The sequence below is a fragment of the Streptomyces sp. NPDC052773 genome (assembly GCF_044547145.1).
Taxonomy (GTDB): Bacteria; Actinomycetota; Actinomycetes; order Streptomycetales; family Streptomycetaceae; genus Streptomyces.
Map to the genome: position 1 here is coordinate 1 of NZ_JBITZX010000028.1, position 20,436 is coordinate 20,436.

General features: G+C 74.2%; 18 protein-coding genes. 11 read left to right on the forward strand and 7 right to left on the reverse strand.

What is annotated here, in order from left to right; translation table 11 throughout:
• The coding region (locus tag ACIG0D_RS34810) for an integrase core domain-containing protein (RefSeq protein WP_399809372.1) at positions 1–141 on the forward strand (141 nt) is incomplete at its 5' end.
• Here the strand turns inward: ACIG0D_RS34810 and ACIG0D_RS34815 are convergent.
• Positions 138–1,556 (reverse strand): helix-turn-helix domain-containing protein, encoded by a 1,419-nt coding sequence (locus tag ACIG0D_RS34815; RefSeq protein WP_399809323.1) that lies wholly within the window; start codon positions 1,554–1,556, stop codon positions 138–140. The genes ACIG0D_RS34810 and ACIG0D_RS34815 overlap by 4 nt on opposite strands.
• Positions 1,557–1,774: 218 nt before the next feature.
• Here ACIG0D_RS34815 and ACIG0D_RS34820 point away from each other — a divergent pair, with 218 nt between their 5' ends.
• Together ACIG0D_RS34820 and ACIG0D_RS34825 are read left to right on the forward strand one after the other, a co-directional pair.
• Positions 1,775–2,383, forward strand: a complete 609-nt coding sequence (locus ACIG0D_RS34820; protein ID WP_399809325.1) for a hypothetical protein — start codon at positions 1,775–1,777, stop codon at positions 2,381–2,383.
• A gap of 495 nt (positions 2,384–2,878) precedes the next feature.
• Positions 2,879–3,361, forward strand: coding sequence for an ATP-binding protein (locus ACIG0D_RS34825; RefSeq protein ID WP_399809328.1), 483 nt, complete (start codon positions 2,879–2,881; stop codon positions 3,359–3,361).
• A 73-nt stretch (positions 3,362–3,434) separates the two neighbouring features.
• On the opposite strand, the gene ACIG0D_RS34830 is transcribed toward ACIG0D_RS34825, so the two are convergent.
• Positions 3,435–4,481, reverse strand: coding sequence for a DUF2637 domain-containing protein (locus ACIG0D_RS34830; protein WP_399809331.1), 1,047 nt, complete (start codon positions 4,479–4,481; stop codon positions 3,435–3,437).
• A gap of 290 nt (positions 4,482–4,771) precedes the next feature.
• Entirely contained in the window at positions 4,772–5,620 is an 849-nt protein-coding gene (locus tag ACIG0D_RS34835) for a (2Fe-2S)-binding protein (RefSeq protein ID WP_399809334.1), read from the reverse strand.
• Positions 5,621–5,810: 190 nt separating this feature from the next.
• Here ACIG0D_RS34835 and ACIG0D_RS34840 point away from each other — a divergent pair, with 190 nt between their 5' ends.
• A complete protein-coding gene (locus ACIG0D_RS34840; protein ID WP_399809337.1) occupies positions 5,811–6,695 on the forward strand; it encodes a GntR family transcriptional regulator in 885 nt (294 codons plus the stop codon).
• Positions 6,696–6,893: 198 nt separating this feature from the next.
• Here the strand turns inward: ACIG0D_RS34840 and ACIG0D_RS34845 are convergent, their stop codons facing one another.
• Together ACIG0D_RS34845 and ACIG0D_RS34850 are read right to left on the reverse strand one after the other, a co-directional pair.
• Positions 6,894–7,652, reverse strand: coding sequence for a hypothetical protein (locus tag ACIG0D_RS34845; RefSeq protein WP_399809340.1), 759 nt, complete (start codon positions 7,650–7,652; stop codon positions 6,894–6,896).
• 165 nt (positions 7,653–7,817) lie between these two features.
• Positions 7,818–9,503, reverse strand: a complete 1,686-nt coding sequence (locus ACIG0D_RS34850; RefSeq protein WP_399809343.1) for a PucR family transcriptional regulator — start codon at positions 9,501–9,503, stop codon at positions 7,818–7,820.
• Between the two features lie 386 nt (positions 9,504–9,889).
• Between ACIG0D_RS34850 and ACIG0D_RS34855 the strand changes: the two genes are divergently transcribed.
• The 5 genes from ACIG0D_RS34855 to ACIG0D_RS34875 all read left to right on the forward strand — a co-directional run bounded on the left by ACIG0D_RS34855 (position 9,890) and on the right by ACIG0D_RS34875 (position 16,630).
• Positions 9,890–10,780 (forward strand): FAD binding domain-containing protein, encoded by an 891-nt coding sequence (locus ACIG0D_RS34855; RefSeq protein ID WP_399809346.1) that lies wholly within the window; start codon positions 9,890–9,892, stop codon positions 10,778–10,780.
• Positions 10,780–11,361 carry a (2Fe-2S)-binding protein gene (locus ACIG0D_RS34860; RefSeq protein ID WP_399809348.1) on the forward strand — a complete coding sequence of 194 codons (582 nt, stop codon included), beginning with the start codon at positions 10,780–10,782 and terminating at the stop codon, positions 11,359–11,361. Before ACIG0D_RS34855 ends, ACIG0D_RS34860 begins: the two co-directional genes overlap by 1 nt.
• Before the next feature lie 2 nt (positions 11,362–11,363).
• Entirely contained in the window at positions 11,364–13,751 is a 2,388-nt protein-coding gene (locus ACIG0D_RS34865; protein WP_399809351.1) for a xanthine dehydrogenase family protein molybdopterin-binding subunit, read from the forward strand.
• Between the two features lie 212 nt (positions 13,752–13,963).
• Entirely contained in the window at positions 13,964–15,430 is a 1,467-nt protein-coding gene (locus ACIG0D_RS34870) for an NCS2 family permease (RefSeq protein WP_399809354.1), read from the forward strand.
• Positions 15,431–15,478: 48 nt separating this feature from the next.
• Complete coding sequence (locus ACIG0D_RS34875; protein WP_399809357.1) at positions 15,479–16,630, forward strand: XdhC family protein; 1,152 nt, start codon at positions 15,479–15,481, stop codon at positions 16,628–16,630.
• 439 nt (positions 16,631–17,069) lie between these two features.
• Here the strand turns inward: ACIG0D_RS34875 and ACIG0D_RS34880 are convergent, their stop codons facing one another.
• Positions 17,070–17,510, reverse strand: coding sequence for an SRPBCC family protein (locus tag ACIG0D_RS34880; RefSeq protein ID WP_399809360.1), 441 nt, complete (start codon positions 17,508–17,510; stop codon positions 17,070–17,072).
• A 130-nt stretch (positions 17,511–17,640) separates the two neighbouring features.
• Here ACIG0D_RS34880 and ACIG0D_RS34885 point away from each other — a divergent pair, with 130 nt between their 5' ends.
• Together ACIG0D_RS34885 and ACIG0D_RS34890 are read left to right on the forward strand one after the other, a co-directional pair.
• On the forward strand, positions 17,641–18,639 hold the full coding sequence (locus ACIG0D_RS34885; RefSeq protein WP_399809363.1) for a glycosyltransferase family 2 protein: 999 nt from the start codon (positions 17,641–17,643) through the stop codon (positions 18,637–18,639).
• Positions 18,636–19,151, forward strand: a complete 516-nt coding sequence (locus tag ACIG0D_RS34890) for an HAD-IIIA family hydrolase (RefSeq protein WP_399809366.1) — start codon at positions 18,636–18,638, stop codon at positions 19,149–19,151. The genes ACIG0D_RS34885 and ACIG0D_RS34890 overlap by 4 nt, the downstream gene beginning before the upstream one ends.
• Here the strand turns inward: ACIG0D_RS34890 and ACIG0D_RS34895 are convergent.
• Entirely contained in the window at positions 19,096–20,133 is a 1,038-nt protein-coding gene (locus ACIG0D_RS34895; RefSeq protein ID WP_399809369.1) for a polysaccharide pyruvyl transferase family protein, read from the reverse strand. The genes ACIG0D_RS34890 and ACIG0D_RS34895 overlap by 56 nt on opposite strands.
• Between the last annotated feature and the right edge of the window lie 303 nt (positions 20,134–20,436).

The following is a 20,436-nucleotide window of genomic DNA, read 5'->3' on the forward strand; positions in this document are numbered from 1 at the left end:
CGGCCCTACACCTCAGACAGCGAACGGCAGGCAGCATTTCCCGACTGGCTTCACTGGTACAACTACCACCGACCCCACACCGGCATCGGCGGCCAGCCACCAGCCAGCCGCGTCACCAACCTGTCCGGACAGCACATCTAGGGGGTGTCGCTCGGCCCGCCCTGGCGGTACGGCGCCCAGGCGCGGGCAGAGGTGTCGTACGTGTAGCGGGGCAGGCCGCCCAGGGCGCTGGTGCGGAACGGGCGGCCGTGGTCGTCGACGCGGACCGTGCCGGTGCGGCCCTGCGAGGACCAGTCCAGCTCCAGCCACCAGCGGCAGTCACAGCCCTCGGTCCGCGCTGTCACCAGCAGCACCTCCGGGTCCTCCGCCGACACCCGGTACGGCAGCCGGACCGCCGGGATGGGCGTGCCCGCGTCGTTCCCCGCGACCGAGCGGGCGATGGGCCGGTCCTTGTCCAGGTCCACCGCGAAGTGCCGGGGCGTGAGCGCACCGCCGCAGCCCTGGTCCATGGCGTACGCGTTGCCCGCCGCAGGCTCCGCCCGCCCGACCACGCGCACCCGCAGCGCCTCCAGCACGACGGCCGTGTCGGACAGGCCCTGCACGGAGATCCGTACGCTCGTCTCCTTGCCGTGCACCGCGTGCTGCGTCGCCGCCCAGGTCCCGGCGTCCTGCGGCGCCGGGGGCGGCGGGACCTGGGCGGGCGGCTTGCCGATCACGTAGTCCTGGCCGCAGCCCTGCGCCCAGACGTGGGAGTCGGCGGTCCAGGTGAGGGGGATGGCGGGGGTGGTGGGGGAAGGGGCGGGTGCGGTTCGGCCCGCGGGGTTGGTGGGGGAGGGGCGGGGCTTGTCGTCCTTCCTCTCGGGCGCGGTGGGCGAGGCGGTCGGCGAGGGACTTCCGGGGGACGGGGAGCGCGTGGGCGTCGAGGAGCCGTCCGGGGTGCCCGGCGCGGGTGCCGTGGCCGTCGTACGGGACGGCGGGGCGGCCTCGGTGGAGGGGCGGCGGTCGGTGGGGAGCGCGGCGAGGCTGCCCACGGTGGCGAGGAAGAAGGCGCAGGCGACGGCGGCGGAGACGACGAGCCGACGGCGGCGGTACCAGGGGGCGGGCGGCTGTGGTGGGGTCGGAGCGGCGTGGTCTCCGGGCGCGCTGGGCTCTTGACGCTCGCGGGTCTCGCCGGTCTCGCCGGTCTCGCCGGTCTGGCCGGTCTGGCCGGTCTGGCCGGTCTGGCCGGGCTCGTCGGTGTCGTCGGGCCCGACGACCGCCCGGCCGGCCACCGGCGAAGGGTCAGAGGCCGTGCCGGGGCGTCCGCGTGCCGCCAGTGCCGCCAGCCAGTGGCGGTGGAGTTCCAGGCGCTCCTCGGGTGTCGCCCCGCACAGCGCGGCGAACCGCTCCACGGGTGCGAAGTCCTGGGGGACCGCGTCGCCCGCGCAGTAGCGGTGCAGCGTGGAGGTGTTCATGTTCAGGCGACGGGCCAGCGCACCGTAGCTGCGGCCCGTACGCTCCTTCAGCTCGCGCAGCAGCTTCGCGAACCCCGCGACGTCGTCGTCGTGTCCCGACACCCTTCCCCCGGTGTGCTCGGCGCGCCCGGGACGGCATCCCAGGCCTTCTTATATCTGCACGTCAGATGGGGTGGGATGGTTCCATGCCGACGGAACGGGCGTCCCCTGTTGCGCCCCCGCCGCAGCCCGCCGATGCTCGAGATGTCGCCCCGTGAGCCGGTCCGGCCGCCGGCGGTGGGCGGCAGTCCACACGCACGCACTCGTACACGGGGAGACCCATGCCCATCCGCACCCGAGCCGGAGCGCTCACCGCAGTCGCCGTCGCCGCGCTCACCGGCGTCACCGCCCTCGCCGTCCCGGCGGGAGCCGCGCCCTCGCCCGCGTTCCTCTCGGCCGCCGAGCTGCCGCCGCACCCCTCCTCGTCGTGGACCGCGGGGAAGGTCACCGACGGGGTACCGGACGAGCTGCGGCTCTGCCTGGACGAGGTGTTCCCGGGCTACGACTCCCGCTACCGCCCGTTCCACACCGATCTCGACACCACCGCCCGCCAGCTCACCATCGTCACCGGCACCACCGCCAAGGCCAAGGCACTGGCGGACCGGATGAACCGGGATATCCGGTCCTGCGCGGGCCGTATCGAGCAGAGCGACCCCGAGGTGCAGGCCGGCTATCGGAACTACGGCAGGGTCGCCGCCGAGGAGGGCGCCCGCGTCCACGGTCTGCACACCGAGACGTCCTGGGGCGCGACGGACATCCGTCTGCTGTCGGTGGGACGTGACGGGCGGACCGTGACCGTCGTGGAGTGGTCGCAGATGGGCGACTTCGGGGACGCGCCCGTCCGCGCGTTCCGGAAGACGACGGCCACCGCCGTGAACAAGCTCTACTGACCCGGCGGCGACCGCCGCGCGGACCGGTGGCCGCCGTCCCGCCACGGGGGTGGGGACGGCGCCACCGGGAAGCCAGGCATCGGGAAACCAGGCATCGGGACACCGGACACCGAACGCCGGACTCCGGGACACCGCACCAGAACCCCGGAACCCCGGAACCCCGGGACGGTCGTATTCCGGCCACTTTCGCCTCGGCCATTCCGGGGCGCCGGCGCTTGCAGATATGCCACTGTCGAGGAACCACCCGCCTCACCACTGGGCCGTGTACGGACGGATCGGCAGACGGCAATAGACATGTGAGCCGATCCCCGCCGCGCGCCCGGAGGGCCGGACGCGCCGTCCGCGTCCCGTCCGGCCGCCCCCGGGCGCCTCGAGCGTGGCCGAACACCCGGTCGTCGGCGATCCGGTATGACTGGCCCGGTGCCGACCGGGCAAGGATCCCCGTGAACGTGTTCGACCAGGAGGGGAACCGACATCGGCACGCGGGCGGGGGACATGAGGAGTCAGACACGAGGAGGCGGGCCCACCACGGTCGGGGCTCTCTCGACGGGGACGGTGGAGGACGAGACCGACGGCGCCGCGGAGCGGATACCGGCGTCGCAGCTGCGCCGCAGACTGGACCGGGCGGATCTGCGGGCGGTCCCGGAGGCCCGCCGGGCGCTGCGCGAACTGCTGCGGCAGTGGGGCAGTCCCGGCTGCTCGGCCGTGGCGGAGCTGCTGACCAGCGAGCTCGTCACCAACGCGCTGGTGCACACCGACGACGACGCGGTCCTGACGGCCACCATCGGACCGCACGGACTGCGCGTGGAGGTACGGGACTTCGTGGCCCGACGCCCCCGCGTGCGCGTACCGGACTCCGACGACGGTACGCACGGCCGGGGCCTGGTGCTGGTCGAATCACTCGCCGCCGCCTGGGGCGTACGGCCGCACGCGGTGGGCAAGTCAGTCTGGTTCGAACTGGACGCGGACGCCGCCTGAGACGTGAACGGGACGGGGTGCGGCCCTTCGAGGCCGCACCCCGTCCCGTTGTCGCCCGGTCCCCGGTCCGGGCCTAGCCGAACTGCTGCTCCAGGTCCTTGAGCTTGCGTTCCAGGGAGTCGAGGCGGGGCAGGGCCTGGGTGTCGTCCTCCGCGGTGAGGTCCACGGTGACCGGGTCAGAGGACCTGCCGCGGACCGGCTGCAGGGAGGGCCGGGCGCGTACCGGCAGTTGCTCCGGCGCCGATATGGCAGGCTCCGCGGAGACCATCTCGGAGCCCTGCTCGACCGACGGCAGTTCCACCTGCCGTCCGCCGCCGCGGCCGACGAAGCCGCGGTGGCCCCGGCTGATCGCCTTCAGCTGGGCGCGCTCCAGGCGCTCCTTGTCGCGGCGGCGCATCCGCTCCTGCTCCTTCTGGCGCTTGTCCTCGCGGACCTCCTCGACGGCCTCGTCGAGGCTGCGCACACCTTCCAGGAGCATGAGGGACCACGCCTTGTACGTCTCCCGCGGCGCCCGCAGCCAGCGCACCACGCGGATCTGCGGCAGCGGTCTGGGAACCAGGCCCTGCTCGCGCAGGGCGGCCCGGCGGGTCTGCTTCAGGGCGCGGTCGAAGAGGACCGCGGCGGACAGGGACATGCCCGCGAAGAAGTGGGGGGCGCCGGCGTGACCGGCGCCGCGGGGCGCGTGCACCCAGTTGAACCAGGCGGCGGCGAAGGCGAACGTCCAGACGAGTATCCGGGAGCCGAGCGCCGCGTCCCCGTGGCTGGCCTCGCGGACCGCGAGCACCGAGCAGAACATCGCCGCGCCGTCGAGCCCGAAGGGCACCAGGTACTGCCAGCCGTCGGAGAGGCCGAGGTTCTGCTCGCCGAACCCGACCAGGCCGTGGAAGGAGAGCGCCGCCGCCACCGCGGCACAGCAGAAGAGGAGGACGTAGGAGACGGTGCCGTAGATGGCCTCCTTGCGTCTGCGGCGTTCCTCGTTGCGCTCCCAGGAGTCGTCGGCGCTCGCGTCCTTCCCCGCGGTCCGCTTGCCGCGCGCGAGCACCGCCACCGCCGCCAGCATGCCCAGGAGCAGTACGGCGCCCGGAAGCAGCCAGTTCAGCGATATCTCGGTCAGTCTCATCCGGTGGTCCCTTGCATTGGGATAGGGCGTAACGCCCGCCATAGTGGCCCAAAGCCGCAGGCCCTCTGGGGGTTTCGAGGCAAGAGGCCGCCAAGGGGGCCCGAGAGGGAGACACGGACGGTGTTCTGCTCGAACTTCCTTATGAAACAGGTGAGTTGAGTTCGAATAAGACAACCCGTGCAGGTGGTTCCGGGGAAAATTCCCGCAACACGTGAGGAAACGGTGAATCAGCTGCCATCGCAGGGATCACCGGTTCAAGGGTGATCCTGTGGGACGGAAGTGGCGGGAGGTCAACTCGCCGCGGTGGCGGTCAGCTTGGCGACGCGGTCCGCGTCGCAGGTGCGCGGGCAGGTGGCGCAGGTGTCCTCGGGGCGCACGGTGTAGAACATGCAGCAGCTCGCCCGGTCCCGGGTGGGCAGCCGCTCGCCGTCCGGGCCGGTCAGCTCGCGGAAGGCCGCCGAGCCGACGTACGGCTTGGTCGCCCCCGGCAGCAGCAGCTCCAGCTCGTGCCGCGCGCGCTCCTGCTCGCCGAGCAGGTGGGCGACGTACCACAGCCCCTCCACGACCTCGTCGGTCGCCATGCCCCACAGCGCCCGGCCGCGTCGGCGCATCCGCGGGCCGAAGCCGGCGAGGACCGGCTCCAGGTGCTCGGCGACCGCCGCCCGCACCTCGGCGCGCAGCGCCTCCTCGCCGTCGACCACCCGGGCGCCGGGCAGCGCCGCGGCCGGGTCGCCGGGCAGGCAGGCGAAGCCGGCGGGGCGGACGGCCAGGCGGCCGATGGAGAGGCCGGGGGCGGTGCGGTCGTACGAGACGTGGGTCACGGGGTAGCGCGGGACGCGGCGGTGCAGGAACCAGGGGACGGTGATCAGCAGGCAGGCGGGCCAGGCGTAGCGGTGCAGGCCGAAGCTGGCGATCACGTCGGGGCGGGCCTTCTGGCCGTAGTCCCGGACGACCTGGGCGTCGTCCCAGGCCAGGAAGGCGTCGAGGTCGGCTCCGCCCTCGGCCAGCGCGGCGGAGGCGATCCATCCGCCGCCCCGGGGGGCCGGCTGTCCGGGGCCCAGTTCGGTGACGGTGAGGCCCGGGAACGCCTCCGAGAGGCGGGCGTACGCGTCCGCTACGGCCGAAGAGCGCACAGGCATACGGGAACCGCCCCTTGGGGTCGAGTGACTGATCGAGTAGAGGTAAGCCTTACCTTACCCAATCGATCGCGAGTTTGAACTACCGCGTCCTGCGCCTAAGGTGCTTGACGGACGAGTAACAACCGGCCGTAATCTGCCCAACCACCGACAACCGACGACAACCGACGACAAGCCCGTTCAGGAGGCCTCCGTGAAGCAGCGCGCGCAGGGGTCTGCGGAGGCGGGGGCCGGGGCTGGAGCCGGGGCGTCCGGTCTTTCGGTGGGTGGCGAGGAAGCGTCCGCTGCTCGGGTGCCGGCTCAGGCGCGGGCCGCGGTTTCGGCGGCGGTGCGGGGTGAGCACACCCACAGTGAACAACCGATTCCGCACGCGCGACCCTCGGCGGAGGGCGTACGGCCCGTCGTGCAGCGGTCGTCCGTGCGCGGGCAGATCCTCCAGGCGCTGCGCTCCGCGCTGGTCACCGGGGAGCTGCGGCCCGGCGAGGTGTACTCGGCGCCCGCCCTCGGTGAGCGGTTCGGGGTCTCGGCGACGCCCGTCCGCGAGGCCATGCAGCAGCTCGCCCTGGAGGGCGCGGTCGAGGTCGTGCCCAACCGGGGCTTCCGGGTCGTCGAGCGCGACGCGCGCGAGCTGGCGGAGCTGGCGGAGGTGCGGGCGCTGATCGAGGTGCCGGTGCTGCTGCGGCTCGCCCGTACCGTCCCCGCGGCGCGGTGGGCCGAGTTGCGGCCGCTGGCGGAGGCGACGGCGCGGGCGGCGGCGTCCGGGTGCAGGGTGACGTACGCCGAGGCGGACCGGGCGTTCCATCGGGCCGTGCTGGGGCTCGCGGGGAACGAGCAGCTGGTACGGATCGCGGATGATCTGCATCGGCGGGCGCAGTGGCCGTTGGCCGGGGCTGCCGGGGCTGCCGGGGCTGCCGGGGCTGCCGGGTCGGCTGGGGTGGCCGGGGGCCGGAGTCGGACTGAACTCATGGCCGACGCGGCGCAGCACGTCGCCCTGCTGGACGCGTTGATCGCGGGGGACGCGGAGGCCGTGCGGGTGCTGGTGGGGGAGCACTTCGGGGGCGGCGGCGGGATGAGCTGAACCGGGGACGGGGTTGGGCGAAGGTGGGTGACCTCACCCGCGCTCGCGGGGCGCCTCCCCCCCCCCAGCTCTTCGAGCAGGGGGTACCCCCGTCGCCCACCCGGGCGCCCCCGACCCCGTCGACCGCGTGGCCGCAGCCCGGCAACGCCCCGTGGGACAGCGCCCCGCAACCTCTCCCCCTGTGCGCCGCCCCGCCGCCTACGCCGTAGCCGCCGGTGGTGTCAGGTGGCGGGACAGCCAGGTGGGGACTCCGCCCAGGAGGTGGAAGAGGCGGCGGGCCTCCTCGCGTAGGCGGGAGGCCTCGGGTTCGGTTTCGGCGTCTGCCAGGGAGACCAGGGCGGGGGCCGTGCCCACGAGGTAGCCGAGTTCCTCGCGGATGCGCAGGGACTCGGCGAAGCCGTGCCGGGCCTCGGCCAACTCGCCGTCGCGCAGGGCGAGTCCGGCGAGGTGGCGCCAGGTGAAGGAGAGCAGGAGGGCGTCGGAGTGGGCGGTGGCGCCCGCGTGGGCGCGGCGGTAGGCCGCGCGGGCGGCCTGGGGGGAGCGGGCGAGGTTCTCCGCGAGCAGGCCCCGGCGGAAGTCCAGCAGGGCCCGCGCCGGAACCCCCGGAGGGATCAGCGCCGCCGCCCGGCCCAGCGCCGCGCGGGCCTCGTCGGCGCGGTCGCGCACCCCGAGGAGGGTGGCGGCGTACGCCAAGTACCCGCGTTCACAAGCGGCGGCGCCGCGTTCGTCGTCGGTGTGGGCCAGCGCCTCGGCGGTGCGCAGCGCGTCCTCGGCGTCCTCCCAGCCCTGCTCGGTGTACAGACAGCGCTCCACCAGCAGCGCGGCGCGCTGCAACGCGGCGGCGGCCGTGACCGGTTGGAGCAGGGCGGCCGCGTCGGCCCAGCAGGCCCGCGAGCGCAGCCGCCATACCGCGGTCTGGAGTGGATCGTCACCGGCGGTCGTTCCGTTACCAGACATGGCGGTATACGCCACCTCGCCCTCCCCGAGCACGCCATCGAGCTGTTGAGTGGTGGCCGCATCTCAGCACGGATCGCATGGCCCGGCCAAGAGGGTGGGTGAAGGATTTCACAAAGTCGTGGGGCTCCGCGCCCGCCGAGGTTTCAGTCGCTCGCGGGCGTGTCCTCAGCTCATCCGCAGTGCCAGGAAGAAGTCCAGCTTGTCCTCCAGGCGGGACAGGTCACGGCCCGTCAACTGCTCGATCCGGCCGACCCGGTACCGCAGCGTGTTGACGTGCAGGTGCAGCCGGCTCGCGCAGCGCGTCCAGGAGCCGTCGGACTCCAGGAACGCCTCGAGGGTGGGGATCAGCTCCGCGCGGTGCCGGCGGTCGTAGTCGCGCAGCGGGTCCAGCAGCCGGGCGGTGAACGCGCGGCGCACGTCGTCGGGGACGAAGGGCAGCAGCAGAACGTGGGACGCCAGTTCCTGGTGGCCCGCGGCGCAGACCCGGCCGGGGCGGGCGGCGGCCACCCGGCGGGCGTGCCGGGCCTCCTCCAGCGCGCCGCGCAGCCCCTCGGCGGAGTGGACGGCGGCGCTGACGCCGAGCGTGACCCGGCCGTCGCCGTCCAGACCGGCGGACAGCGGTTCGCGTACGGCGGCGAGCAGCGCGTCGGCGAGGACGCCGCTCTCGGAGCCGTCGTGCTCGGCGGAGACCGCGGGCAGCGGCACGAGCGCGATGGCCTCGTCGCCGGCGTGGGCGACGGCGATGCGGTCGGAGGGCTCCGGACCGGTCGCCAGCGGGTCGACCAGGATCTCCTCCAGCAGCGACTGCGCCACCGGGCCGGCCTCGATCTCCCCGCCGTCCCACTCGACGCGGGCGACGACGACCTGCCAGTGCGGGGCCGCGCCGAGACCGGGCAGCAGCACCGGGGCGGCCACCCGCAGACGGGCGGCGATCTCCGCGGGCGCGGCGCCGGCCTGCACCAGCTCCAGGACCTCCTGGGCGAGCCGCCGCCGCACGGTGCGCGCGGCGTCCCGGCGGTCCCGTTCCACCGCGATCAGCTGGGTGACGCCGTGCAGCAGGTCGAGCCGTTCCTCCGCCCAGTCCCCGGCGTCCGCCTCCACGGCGAGCACCCAGTCCGACAGCACGGTCTCGCGCACGTCCCGGGAGGTCTGCGGGGCGCGGGCGCTGCTGCGGATGGGGAAGAGCGAGTACGTCGAGGAGCCGACCGGCACCCGGTACGGGCCGCGCCGGCCGGTGCGGGCGGCGGACAGGTGCTCGGCGGCGAGCTTCGCGCACAGCTCGGCGGGGAGTTCGGCGGACTGTCCGGGCCCGGCGACCTTGGGCCCGGCGATCAGCCGGCCGGTCGGCGACAGCACCCAGGCGCGCAGGTCCAGGTCGGAGCCGAGCAGGTCCAGGACCACGTCGGGGCCGCCGCCCGCGGGTCCGGAGGTCATCATCCGCCGGTGCCGGTCGACGACGGCCGCGAGGTCCCCGGCGCGCTCCCCGGAGACCTGCCGGACGACGTGCTCGGTGATCGTCGCGAAGGCCACCGACTCGTGCACCGCGAACAGCGGCAGCCGGTGCTTGGCGCAGGCCGCCACCAGGTCCTCGGGGATGTCGCCCAGCTCGGCCTCACCGGCGGCCAGGGCGGCCACTCCCGCCTGCACGAGGATCCGCACGAACGGCTCGGAGTCGGCGGCGTCCCGGCGCCAGGCGAGGCCCGTGAGGACCAGCTCGCCGCCGGAGAGGTAGCGGCTGGGGTCCCGCAGGTCGGTGGTCATCACGCCCCGCACGGTGCGGTCCAGCTCGTCCTCGCCGCCGAGCAGCCTGAGGCCCAGCGCGTCGGTGTCCAGCAGTGCGCGCAGCCGCATTCTCGTCGCCGCCGTTCTTTGTCTCGAAACTTACGATTGAAACCGATGGTGTGGGTGGGTTCGGGTCAGCGGGCCGTTCGACGGGCCGACACAGGGTCGTCCGATGCGGTTGCTCGCCGTTTCCTCGGAGGCGCCCCAGGTCACGCGCCTGGGCCGGACGTTTCCCGAGGTGAACGGAGAGGTCTCTGAGGGCCTCCGTTCATACGAATCTACAAGATGACCGCCCTGGCCAGCCAACTCCTTCATGGTTTCTGCGACTGACCGCCCCCGAGCACGGCGCTGTGTACTGGCTCCACGCCGCATGAACGGAAGGTGAACGAGCCGGGCCCGCAGCACACGGATTGGCTCAATCCGCACGACCCACGCAACGTAGAAGAGAGCCGGTCATGGACTTCCTTCGCCCCGCCAGCTGGGAGGAGGCGCTCGCCGCGAAGGCCGAGCACCCCACCGCTGTGCCGATCGCCGGGGGCACGGATGTGATGGTCGAGATCAACTTCGGCCACCGCCGGCCCGAACACCTCCTCGACCTGGGCCGTATCGGCGAGCTGGCCGAGTGGGAAGTCGGCGAGGACTCCGTGCGCCTGGGCGCCTCCGTTCCGTACACCAAGATCATGGAGAACCTGCGGGCGGAGCTGCCCGGCCTGGCCCTCGCCTCGCACACCGTCGCCTCCCCGCAGATCCGCAACCGCGGCGGCGTCGGCGGCAACCTCGGCACCGCCTCCCCGGCCGGCGACGCCCACCCCGCGCTGCTCGCGGCGGGCGCCGAGGTCGAGGCCGAGTCGGTGCGCGGCAGCCGCCGCATCCCGATCGACGCCTTCTACACCGGCGTCAAGCGCAACGCGCTCGCCCCGGACGAGCTGATCCGCGCCGTGCACATCGCGAAGGCCGACGGCCCGCAGCAGTTCTCCAAGGTCGGCACCCGCAACGCCATGGTCATCGCCGTGTGCGCGTTCGGCATCGCCCTGCACCCCCGGACCCGCACGGTCCGCACCGGCATCGGCTCGGCCGCCCCGACCCCGATCCGGGCGACCACCGCGGAGGAGTTCCTGAACGCCGCGCTGGAGGAGGGCGGCTTCTGGGACAACGGCAAGATCATCACCCCGTCGGTCGTGAAGCGGTTCGCCATGTTGTGCTCGGCCGCCTGCAACCCGATCGACGACGTCCGGGGCACCGCGAGCTACCGCCGCCACGCGGTCGGCGTGATGGCCCGCCGGACGCTCACCTGGACCTGGGAGTCGTACCGCGGCGCCCGCCGCGTCACGGAGGGAGCCGCGTGATGCGCGTCCACTTCACCGTCAACGGACGACCGCAGGAAGCCGACGACGTCTGGGAGGGCGAGTCCCTGCTCTACGTGCTGCGCGAGCGGCTCGGCCTGCCGGGCTCCAAGAACGCCTGCGAGCAGGGCGAGTGCGGCTCCTGCACCGTGCGCCTCGACGGCGTGCCCGTCTGCTCCTGCCTGGTCGCCGCCGGCCAGGCCGAGGGCCGTGAGGTCGTCACCGTCGAGGGCCTGGCCGACCACGCCCGCCGGCGCGCCCGCAGCGGCCCCGCCGGCGGCGCGCGCGGCACCTCCCTCGACGAGGCCGCGTCCTGGCGGGCCGAGGGCACCGACTCGCAGACCGGCGAGGGCACCGAACTGTCCCCGGTCCAGCAGGCGTTCATCGACGCCGGCGCCGTCCAGTGCGGCTTCTGCACCCCCGGCCTGCTCGTCGCCGCCGACGAGATGCTGGAGCGCAACCCCGACCCGACCGACGCGGACATCCGCGAGGCCCTGTCGGGCAACCTGTGCCGCTGCACCGGCTACGAGACGATCATGGACGCGGTCCGCCTGGCCGCCGCCCGGCAGGCAGAGGGGGTCTGATCATGGCTTCCCCGAGCGGTACCCCGACGAAGATCACCCAGGGCGCGCCCGCCAAGGGCGGTATCGGCGAGTCCACCCTCCGCCCCGACGGCACCCTCAAGGTCACCGGCGAGTTCGCCTACGCGTCCGACCTGTGGCACGAGGACATGCTCTGGGGCCAGATCCTGCGCTCCACCGTCGCGCACGCGGAGATCGTCTCCATCGACACCGCCGAGGCCCTCGCCACGCCGGGCGTGTACGCCGTCATGACGTACGACGACCTGCCCACCGACGTGCGCCACTACGGCCTGGAGATCCGGGACACCCCGGTCCTCGCCCACGGCAAGGTCCGCCACCACGGCGAGCCCGTCGCGATCGTCGCCGCCGACCACCCGGAGACCGCCCGCCGCGCCGCCGCCAAGATCAAGGTCGAGTACCGCGACCTCCCGGTGATCACGGACGAGAAGTCGGCCCTCGCACCCGACGCGGTCCTCGTCCACGAGCACCGCGACGACCACCACGCCCCGCACGTCCCGCACCCGAACATCGTCCACCGCCAGCCGATCGTCCGCGGCGACGTGGCCAAGGCCCGTGAGCGGGCCGATGTGATCGTCGAGGGCGAGTACACCTTCGGCATGCAGGACCAGGCCTTCCTCGGCCCCGAGTCCGGCCTCGCCGTCCCCGAGGAGGACGGCGGCGTCCACCTCTACATCGCCACCCAGTGGCTCCACTCCGACCTGCGCCAGCTCGCGCCCGTCCTCGGCCTGCCCGAGGACAAGGTGCGGATGACGCTGGCCGGTGTCGGCGGCGCGTTCGGCGGGCGCGAGGACCTGTCGATGCAGATCCACGCCTGCCTGCTGGCGCTGCGCACCGGCAAGCCCGTCAAGATCGTCTACAACCGGTTCGAGTCCTTCTTCGGGCACGTCCACCGCCACCCGGCCAAGCTCCACTACGAGCACGGCGCCACGCGCGACGGCAGGCTCACCCACATGAAGTGCCGGATCGTCCTGGACGGCGGCGCCTACGCCTCCACCTCCCCGGCGGTCGTCGGCAACGCCTCCTCCCTGTCGGCCGGGCCGTACGCCGTCGACGACGTCGACATCGAGGCCATCGCCCTCTACACCAACAACCCGCCCTGCGGCGCCATGCGCGGCTTCGGCGCGGTCCAGGCGTGCTTCGCCTACGAGGCGCAGATGGACAAGCTGGCGAAGGAACTCGGCATGGACCCGGTGGAGTTCCGGCAGCTCAACGCCATGGAACAGGGCACGCTCATGCCGACCGGCCAGCCCGTCGACTCGCCCGCCCCCGTCGCCGAACTCCTGCGCCGCGTCAAGGCCAGGCCGATGCCGCCGGAGCGCCAGTGGGAGTCCAGCGAGGGCGCCGACGTACGGCAGCTCCCCGGCGGACTGTCCAACACCACGCACGGGGAAGGCGTCGTACGGGGCGTGGGCTATGGGGTCGGCATCAAGAACGTCGGCTTCTCCGAGGGCTTCGACGACTACTCCACGGCGAAGGTCCGCGTGGAGGTCGTCAACGGCGAACCGGTGGCGACCGTGCACACCGCGATGGCGGAGGTCGGCCAGGGCGGTGTCACCGTCCACGCGCAGATCGTCCGCACCGAGCTGGGCGTGGCCCAGGTGACCATCCACCCGGCCGACACCCGGGTCGGCTCGGCGGGCTCCACCTCGGCCTCCCGGCAGACGTACGTCACCGGCGGCGCCGTGAAGAGCGCCTGCGAGCTGGTCCGGGAGAAGGTGCTGGAGATCGGACGCCGCAGGTTCGGCTCCCGCCACCCCGCCTGGGCCACCGCCGCACTCCTGCTGGAGGACGGCAAGGTGGTCACCGAAGGCGGCGAGGTCCTCGCCGGCCTGGCCGACGTCCTCCAGGACGACGCCGTGGAGGTCGAGGAGGAGTGGCGGCACCGGCCGACCGAGCCCTTCGACCGGCGCACCGGCCAGGGCAACGGCCACGTCCAGTACTCCTTCGCCGCGCACCGCGCGGTCGTCGAGGTCGACACCGAGCTGGGCCTGGTCAAGGTGATCGAACTGGCTTGCGCCCAGGACGTCGGCAAGGCCCTCAACCCGCTGTCCGTGATCGGCCAGATCCAGGGCGGCACCGCCCAGGGTCTCGGCGTCGCCGTGATGGAGGAGATCGTCGTCGACCCGAAGACGGCGAAGGTGCGGAACCCCTCCTTCACGGACTACCTGATCCCCACGATCCTCGACACGCCGACCATCCCGGTCGACGTGCTCGAACTCGCCGACGACCACGCACCCTACGGGCTGCGCGGCGCTGGCGAGGCCCCCACCCTGTCGTCCACCCCGGCCGTCCTCGCGGCGATCCGGGACGCGACGGGGCTGGAGCTCAACCGGACGCCGGTCCGCCCCGAGCACCTCACCGGCACCGCATAAGACCCTCCGGGCGGCGCACGGGAACGTCACGCCTCCCCGTGCCGCCCGGAGTACACCACACGCACCGCACCGCTCGCGGGGCGTGGCACCACCAGGCTGATCGTTCGTCTCGGGCCGTCCCCCGGGTCGTGCGGCCGAAGCACCTTCCCAAATCCCGCCCGGCGCCGACGGCGACCGACGGGTGCCCCTTTGAACCTTGGGAGTAGGCCCACATGACCCAGCAGTCACTTGAGCCGAAGACCGTCGCGGAGGACGCGGGCGATGGAACCCGCGTCCCGGCCGGACGGTCTTGGCTCGACCGGTACTTCCACATAACCCACAGAGGATCCACGGTCGCGCGTGAGGTGCGCGGCGGCATCACCACCTTCATGGCGATGGCGTACATCCTCCTCCTCAACCCCCTGATCCTGTCCGGCAAGGACGCGGCGGGGAACACGCTCGGCCAGCAGGCACTCATCACCGCCACCGCGTTCGCGGCCGCCCTCACCACGCTCCTCATGGGTTTCTTCGGCAAGGTGCCCCTGGCACTCGCCGCGGGTCTCTCCGTCTCCGGAGTCCTCGCCTCCCAGGTCGCCCCGGAGATGACCTGGCCGCAGGCCATGGGCATGTGCGTGATGTACGGCGTCGTCATCATGCTCCTGGTCGTCACCGGCCTGCGCGAGATGATCATGAACGCCATCCCGCTCGCCCTCAAGCACGCCATCACCATGGGCATCGGTCTGTTCGTCGCCCTGATCGGCCTGGTCAAGGCCGGTTTCGTGCACGAGAACCCGGACCCCGGCGGCGGTCCGGTCCTCCTGGGCCCCGGCGGTGAACTGGCCGGCTGGCCCGTCCTCCTCTTCGCCCTCACCCTCCTCGGCATCTTCATGCTCCAGGCGCGCGGCATCCCCGGCGCCATCCTCATCGGCATCGTCGGCGGCACCCTGCTCGCCGTGGTCCTCAACGGCCTCGGCGTCATCGACCCCAAGCAGTGGGCGAGCGGCGCCCCCGAACTGCACGGCAGCGCCGTCTCGATGCCCGACTTCTCACTCTTCGGCGAGGTCGAGTTCGGCGGCTGGGGCGAGGTCGGCGCGATGACCGTCGGCATGATCGTCTTCACGCTGGTGCTCGCCGGCTTCTTCGACGCGATGGCCACCATCATCGGCGTCGGCACCGAGGCCAAGCTCGCCGACGACAAGGGCCGGATGCCGGGCCTGTCCAAGGCGCTGTTCATCGACGGCGCGGGCGGCGCGATCGGCGGCGTCTCCGGCGCCTCCGGCCAGACCGTGTTCGTCGAGTCGGCCACCGGCGTCGGCGAGGGCGCCCGCACCGGCCTGTCCTCCGTGGTCACCGGCCTGTTCTTCGCGGCCTGCCTGTTCTTCACCCCGCTCACGGCGATCGTGCCGGGAGAGGTCGCCGCTGCCGCCCTGGTGGTCATCGGCGCGATGATGATGATGAACGCCCGGCACGTCGACTGGGCCGACCGCGCCACCGCGATCCCGGTCTTCCTCACCATCGTGATCATGCCCTTCACCTACTCCATCACCGCGGGCGTCGCGGCGGGCGTCATCGCGTACGTCGCCATCAAGAGCGCCCAGGGCAAGTTCCGCGAGATCGGGGCCTTCATGTGGGCGCTGACGGCGATCTTCGTGGTGTTCTTCGCCCTGAACCCCATCGAGGGCTGGCTCGGCGTGCACTAGCCGTACGCCCGGGCCGTGCTCTCCCCGCACCGCCGTAAGGAGACCGACATGCTGGACATCTCCGAAGAGCTGCACCGGTGGGTCGAGCAGGGACGCGACTTCGCCGTCGCCACCGTGGTGGCCGTCGGCGGGAGCGCGCCCCGACCGCCCGGTGCCGCCCTCGCGGTCGACTCCGACGGCACGGCGGTCGGGTCGGTCTCCGGCGGCTGTGTGGAGGGCGCGGTCTACGGCCTGTGCCGGCAGGCGCTCGAGGACGGCCGGACCGTCCTCGAGCGCTTCGGCTACAGCGACGAGGACGCCTTCGCGGTCGGCCTGACCTGCGGCGGCGTCATCGACATCCTGGTCACCCCGGTCCGGGCGGACGACCCCGCCCGGCCGGTGGTGGCCGCGGCCGTGACCGCCGCCGCGCGCGGCGAGACCACCGCGGTCGCACGCGTCGTGGCGGGCCCGGACGAGCTGCGCGGACGCGCGCTGCTGGTGCGCCCCGACGGCTCGTACGACGGCGGCCTCGGCGGCCATCCCGAGCTGGACCGCACGGCCGCCGGCGAGACGGCCGCCTACCTGGACGCAGGCCGCACCGGCACCCTGGAGATCGGAGAGCAGGGCTCACGGTGCGGAGCACCGCTCACACTGCTGATCGAGACCTCCGTCCCCGCGCCCCGCATGATCGTCTTCGGCGCCGTCGACTTCGCCGCGGCCCTGGTGCGCGTCGGCAAGTTCCTCGGCTACCACGTCACCGTCTGCGACGCCCGCCCGGTCTTCGCCACGCAGGCCCGCTTCCCCGAGGCCGACGAGATCGTCGTCGAGTGGCCCCACGAGTACCTCGCGCGCACCGGGACCGACGGCCGCACCGTCCTGTGCGTCCTCACCCACGACCCCAAGTTCGACATCCCCCTGCTCCGGCTCGCCCTGCGGCTGCCGGTCGCCTACGTCGGCGCGATGGGCTCGCGCCGCACCCACCTGGAGCGCGACGAGCGGCTGCGCGAGGCCGGCGTGACCGAGCCGGAACTCGCCCGACTGCGCTCCCCGATCGGCCTCGACCTGGGGGCCCACACGCCCGAGGAGACGGCGCTGTCCATCGCCGCCGAGATCGTCGCCGAACGACGCGGCGGCAGCGGACGCCCGCTCACCGGCGCGCATACGCCCATCCACCACGACACACCGCCGTCCGCGGCGGGGCGGATCGGCTCGGTGGCTTGACCCGCCAAGGTCCGGTGGCTTGGCCCGCTATGGCGGCGGCCTGAAACCCTACGGTGCGGCGGCCTGAACACGTCCGGCTCGGCGGTCTGGACCCGCATCGGCTCGGCGGCCTGCGGCCCACGCCGGCTTGGCGGTCTGGACCCGCATCGGCTCGGCGGCCGGGACCCGCACCGGCTTGGCGGTCTGGACCCGCACCGGCTCGGCGGCCTGCGGCCCACGCCGGCTGGGCGGCCGGGACCCGCACCGGCTTGGCGGCCGGGACCCGCACCGGCTTGGCGGCCCGGACCCGCACCGGCTCGGCGGCCCGGACCCGCACCGGCTCGGCGGCCTGCGGCCCACGCCGGCTGGGCGGCCCGGACCCACCGGCTTGGCGGTCCGGACCCGCATCGGCCCGGCTATCCGAACCCGCACCGGCTCGGTGGCCGATCCCGTCTCCGGGTCACGGCCGCCGCAGCAGCCGGTTCACCGCCCGCCCGAACACCGCCCGCCCCGCCGCCTCCAGCGGCCGGTCGAACAGCGCGGGCAGCAGCCGTACGCCCAGGTCCTCGCGCCAGACCACCCGCGCCCGCCCGCCCGGGCCCGTCCGGACCTCCAGCTCCGCCCAGCCGAGGACGACCCGGCCGCGCTTCTCCAGCCGGCACCGGCCCGGTGTGTCCTCGCCGGGCGGCTCCCACACCGTGACCTCCATCCGGTCGTCGAAGGCCAGCGGACCGACGCCCGTGCGCGCCACGAAGACCGTCCCGACCCGGTTGGGCCCGGGCGTCAGCACCCGGACGCGGGTCAGCGGGACGGCGTCCGCGTGCCGGGGCCACTCGGTGAGCCGGCGCCAGACCTCGGGCAGGGGGAGCGGCACGGTGCGCTCCAGAGTGAAGAGGACCACGGCACGATCCTAGAAAAGGCCGCCGCACGATCAGCTCCGCACAGGCCGCCCGGCGTTTGATCCGGCCGCACGTTGGCACCCGTCGAAGAGCGGTACGCGCCAGGGGAGCCGACACCGGAAGGGGGCCCGCATGACCGCCTACGCCGTGGTGATCCCCACCCTCGTCCGCGACTCCCTCGCCGACTGCCTCGCCGCGCTCGCCGCCTCCATCGGGCCGAAACCGGACCAGATCGTCCTCGTCGACGACCGGCCCCACCCCGAGCCCGGCGCCCTCGACCACCCGCTGAGCGTCCTCGGCGACCTGCGCCCGCGCGCCACCGTACTCGCCGGAGGGGGCCGCGGCCCCGCCGCCGCCCGCAACACCGGCCTGCGCGCGGTCACCACCCCCTGGGCCGTCTTCCTCGACGAGGGCGTCCAGCCGGGCCCGCACTGGTGCGCCCAGCTCGACCGCGACCTCGCCGCCGACGCCCCCGACATCGCCGGCAGCCAGGGCGTCATCGCCGTACCCCTGCCCGGCGGACGCGCCCCCACGGAAGCGGAACGCGAGACCGCCGCCCGGGCCCGCGCCCGCTGGATCACCGCCGACATGGCCTACCGCACCGACGCCCTCAAACAGGCCCGCGGCTTCGACGAACGCTTCCACGGCGCCCACCGCGCCGACATCGACCTCGCCCTGCGCCTCCTCGACACCGGACTGCGCATCCGGCAGGGCCGCCGCACCAGCAGGATGCCGGTGCCCCCGGCCGACCGCTGGGCCTCGCTGCGCGCCCAGCGCCGCCACGCCGACGACGTCCTGATGCGGCGCCTGCACGGACCCCGCTGGTGGCACCGGGCCGTCGCGCCGTCCGCGCGCCCGTCCGCGCCGCTCGCCGTCACCGCCACCGGCACCACCGCCTGCGCGCTGGCCGCCGCCGGACACCGGCGGGCCGCCCTGGCCGCCGGTGTCGGCTGGGCCGCGGGCACCGCCGCGTTCGCCCGGGCCCGCATCGCCCCCGGGCCCCGCACCCCCGACGAGGTGACGACCCTGCTGCTCACCAGCGTGCTCATCCCGCCCGCCGCGACCTGGCACCGGCTCACCGGACGGTGGCGGCACCGGGGCGCGCAACCCTGGCGGGAGGTGGCCGGATGACCAGCGTCCGAGCCGTACTGTTCAACCGCGACCGCGTCCTTCTGCGGGACGCCCCCCGTTCGGCCGACGACGTCCGCCCCGCACCCGGCGCCGCCGAGACGCTGCGGCAGCTGCGCCGGCACGGCCTGCGCACCGGCGTCGTCACCCGGCGCGGGCAGCTCACCGAGACCGAGACCCGCCGCGTCGACACCCGCGTCGACGAACTCCTCGGCCCCTTCGACGTCTGGGCCGTCTGCCCGCACGGCCCCGACGAGGACTGCCGCTGCTGCGCGCCCGAACCCGCCCTGCTGCTGTGGGCCGCGGGACGGCTGTGCACCGCCCCGGACGCCTGCGCCCTGGTCGGCGAAACCGCCGCCGACGCCGAGGCCGCGCACCGCGCGGGCGCCCGCGCCCTCCTCCTGGGCGACCACCCGGGCACGGCGGAGCGGGCCGCCGCGGCCGAGGTCGTCCCCGACCTCACGGCCGTCGCCCGGGCCCTCGTACCGGAGGGAAACGGCGAAGGGCAGGGGTGACGGACCCGGCGAGCGGCGCGGGGCATGGGTGCTGCATGGGTGAGGGCCGACGCCCGTCAGGGTGACCGTCGGGCCTGTCCGGACGACCGTCCAGCGCGTCCAGCAGCCCGTCCGCACCGTCCCGCACCGCGCCCGCCGCGAACCGCTCCCGCAGCCGCCGTGCCTCCGCCCGCCCCGCGCCCAGGCACCACTCCCACCACCGGTCGAGGGCGTCCGCGTCGGCCCGCTCGGCGGGCAGCAGTGCGGGCCAGCCGCAGGCGCGGGCCTGGGCGGTGACCTTGGCGCCGCCCTCGACAGGGTCGACGGCGAGCACGGGCGTACCGGCCCGCAGAGCCAGGACCAGGCCGTGCAGCCGGTCGGTGACGACCACGTCCAGCCGGGCTAGGACGGCGTCGAGCTGGTCGGGTGTCGCGCACAGCCGCCAGTCGCGGGTGTCGAGCCGGGTCTCCAGCTCGAGCCGGGCGCAGTCCTTCCCGGCCAGCCAGCGGGTCACCCGCTCGGCGACCAGGTCGTGGCGGCGCCGCGCGCCGTACTCGTGCTGCCCGTGGGTGAGGATCACCCCGGCCACGGGACGGGCGGGCCCGGCCGGTGCTCGGGCGGCCAGATCGGGCGACGGCTCGGTGTCCGGCGCGTCGCGGGCCAGCACCCGGTGGAACCCGGTGACGGCCGGCGCGCCGGGATCGACCACGGAGGTGCCCACCGCGATCCGCACGCAGTGCGCGAACCGCCGGTGCAGGTCCTCGATCTGCGGGCCGTGCAGCGGTCCGCACACGAACACCAGATGCGAGTAACGCTCGGGCCGCACATCGTCCAGATGCGGCGCCTCGGGCCGGAACCCGGGGCTCCAGACGACGTCGTACGGCCGGCCCGCCCGCCTCAGCGTCTCCTCGACGCGGGCGAGCGCGAGCACGTCCCCGGCGGTCGCCTCCCCGTCCCGGAAGGTGAACCAGCCGGTGAGCAGAATCCGTCGTGGCGCGGTCATGGCGGGCCGAGTGCCCGGGCCGGCCCGGCCCCAATCGCGGGCACCGGTCAGCCCTCGACGCCGGTGGCGTGGTGCGCCGGGCACGCACCCGGCGGCGGCCACCTTCCAGACAGTGGGGATAGCGGGAGAGGAAGACGGTGTCGCGCTCCGGCACCACCCGCGCCTGCCCGCCGTACACGTCACCCGCCGGTCATGCGGCCGGCAGTGCCTAGGGGGTGTCTCGTCGATCAGGCCGGATCAGCGAGCGGCGTCTGGTGCCGTGCATCGCAAGGCGGAGGAGGGAGTCGATGCGATGGGGGTGCC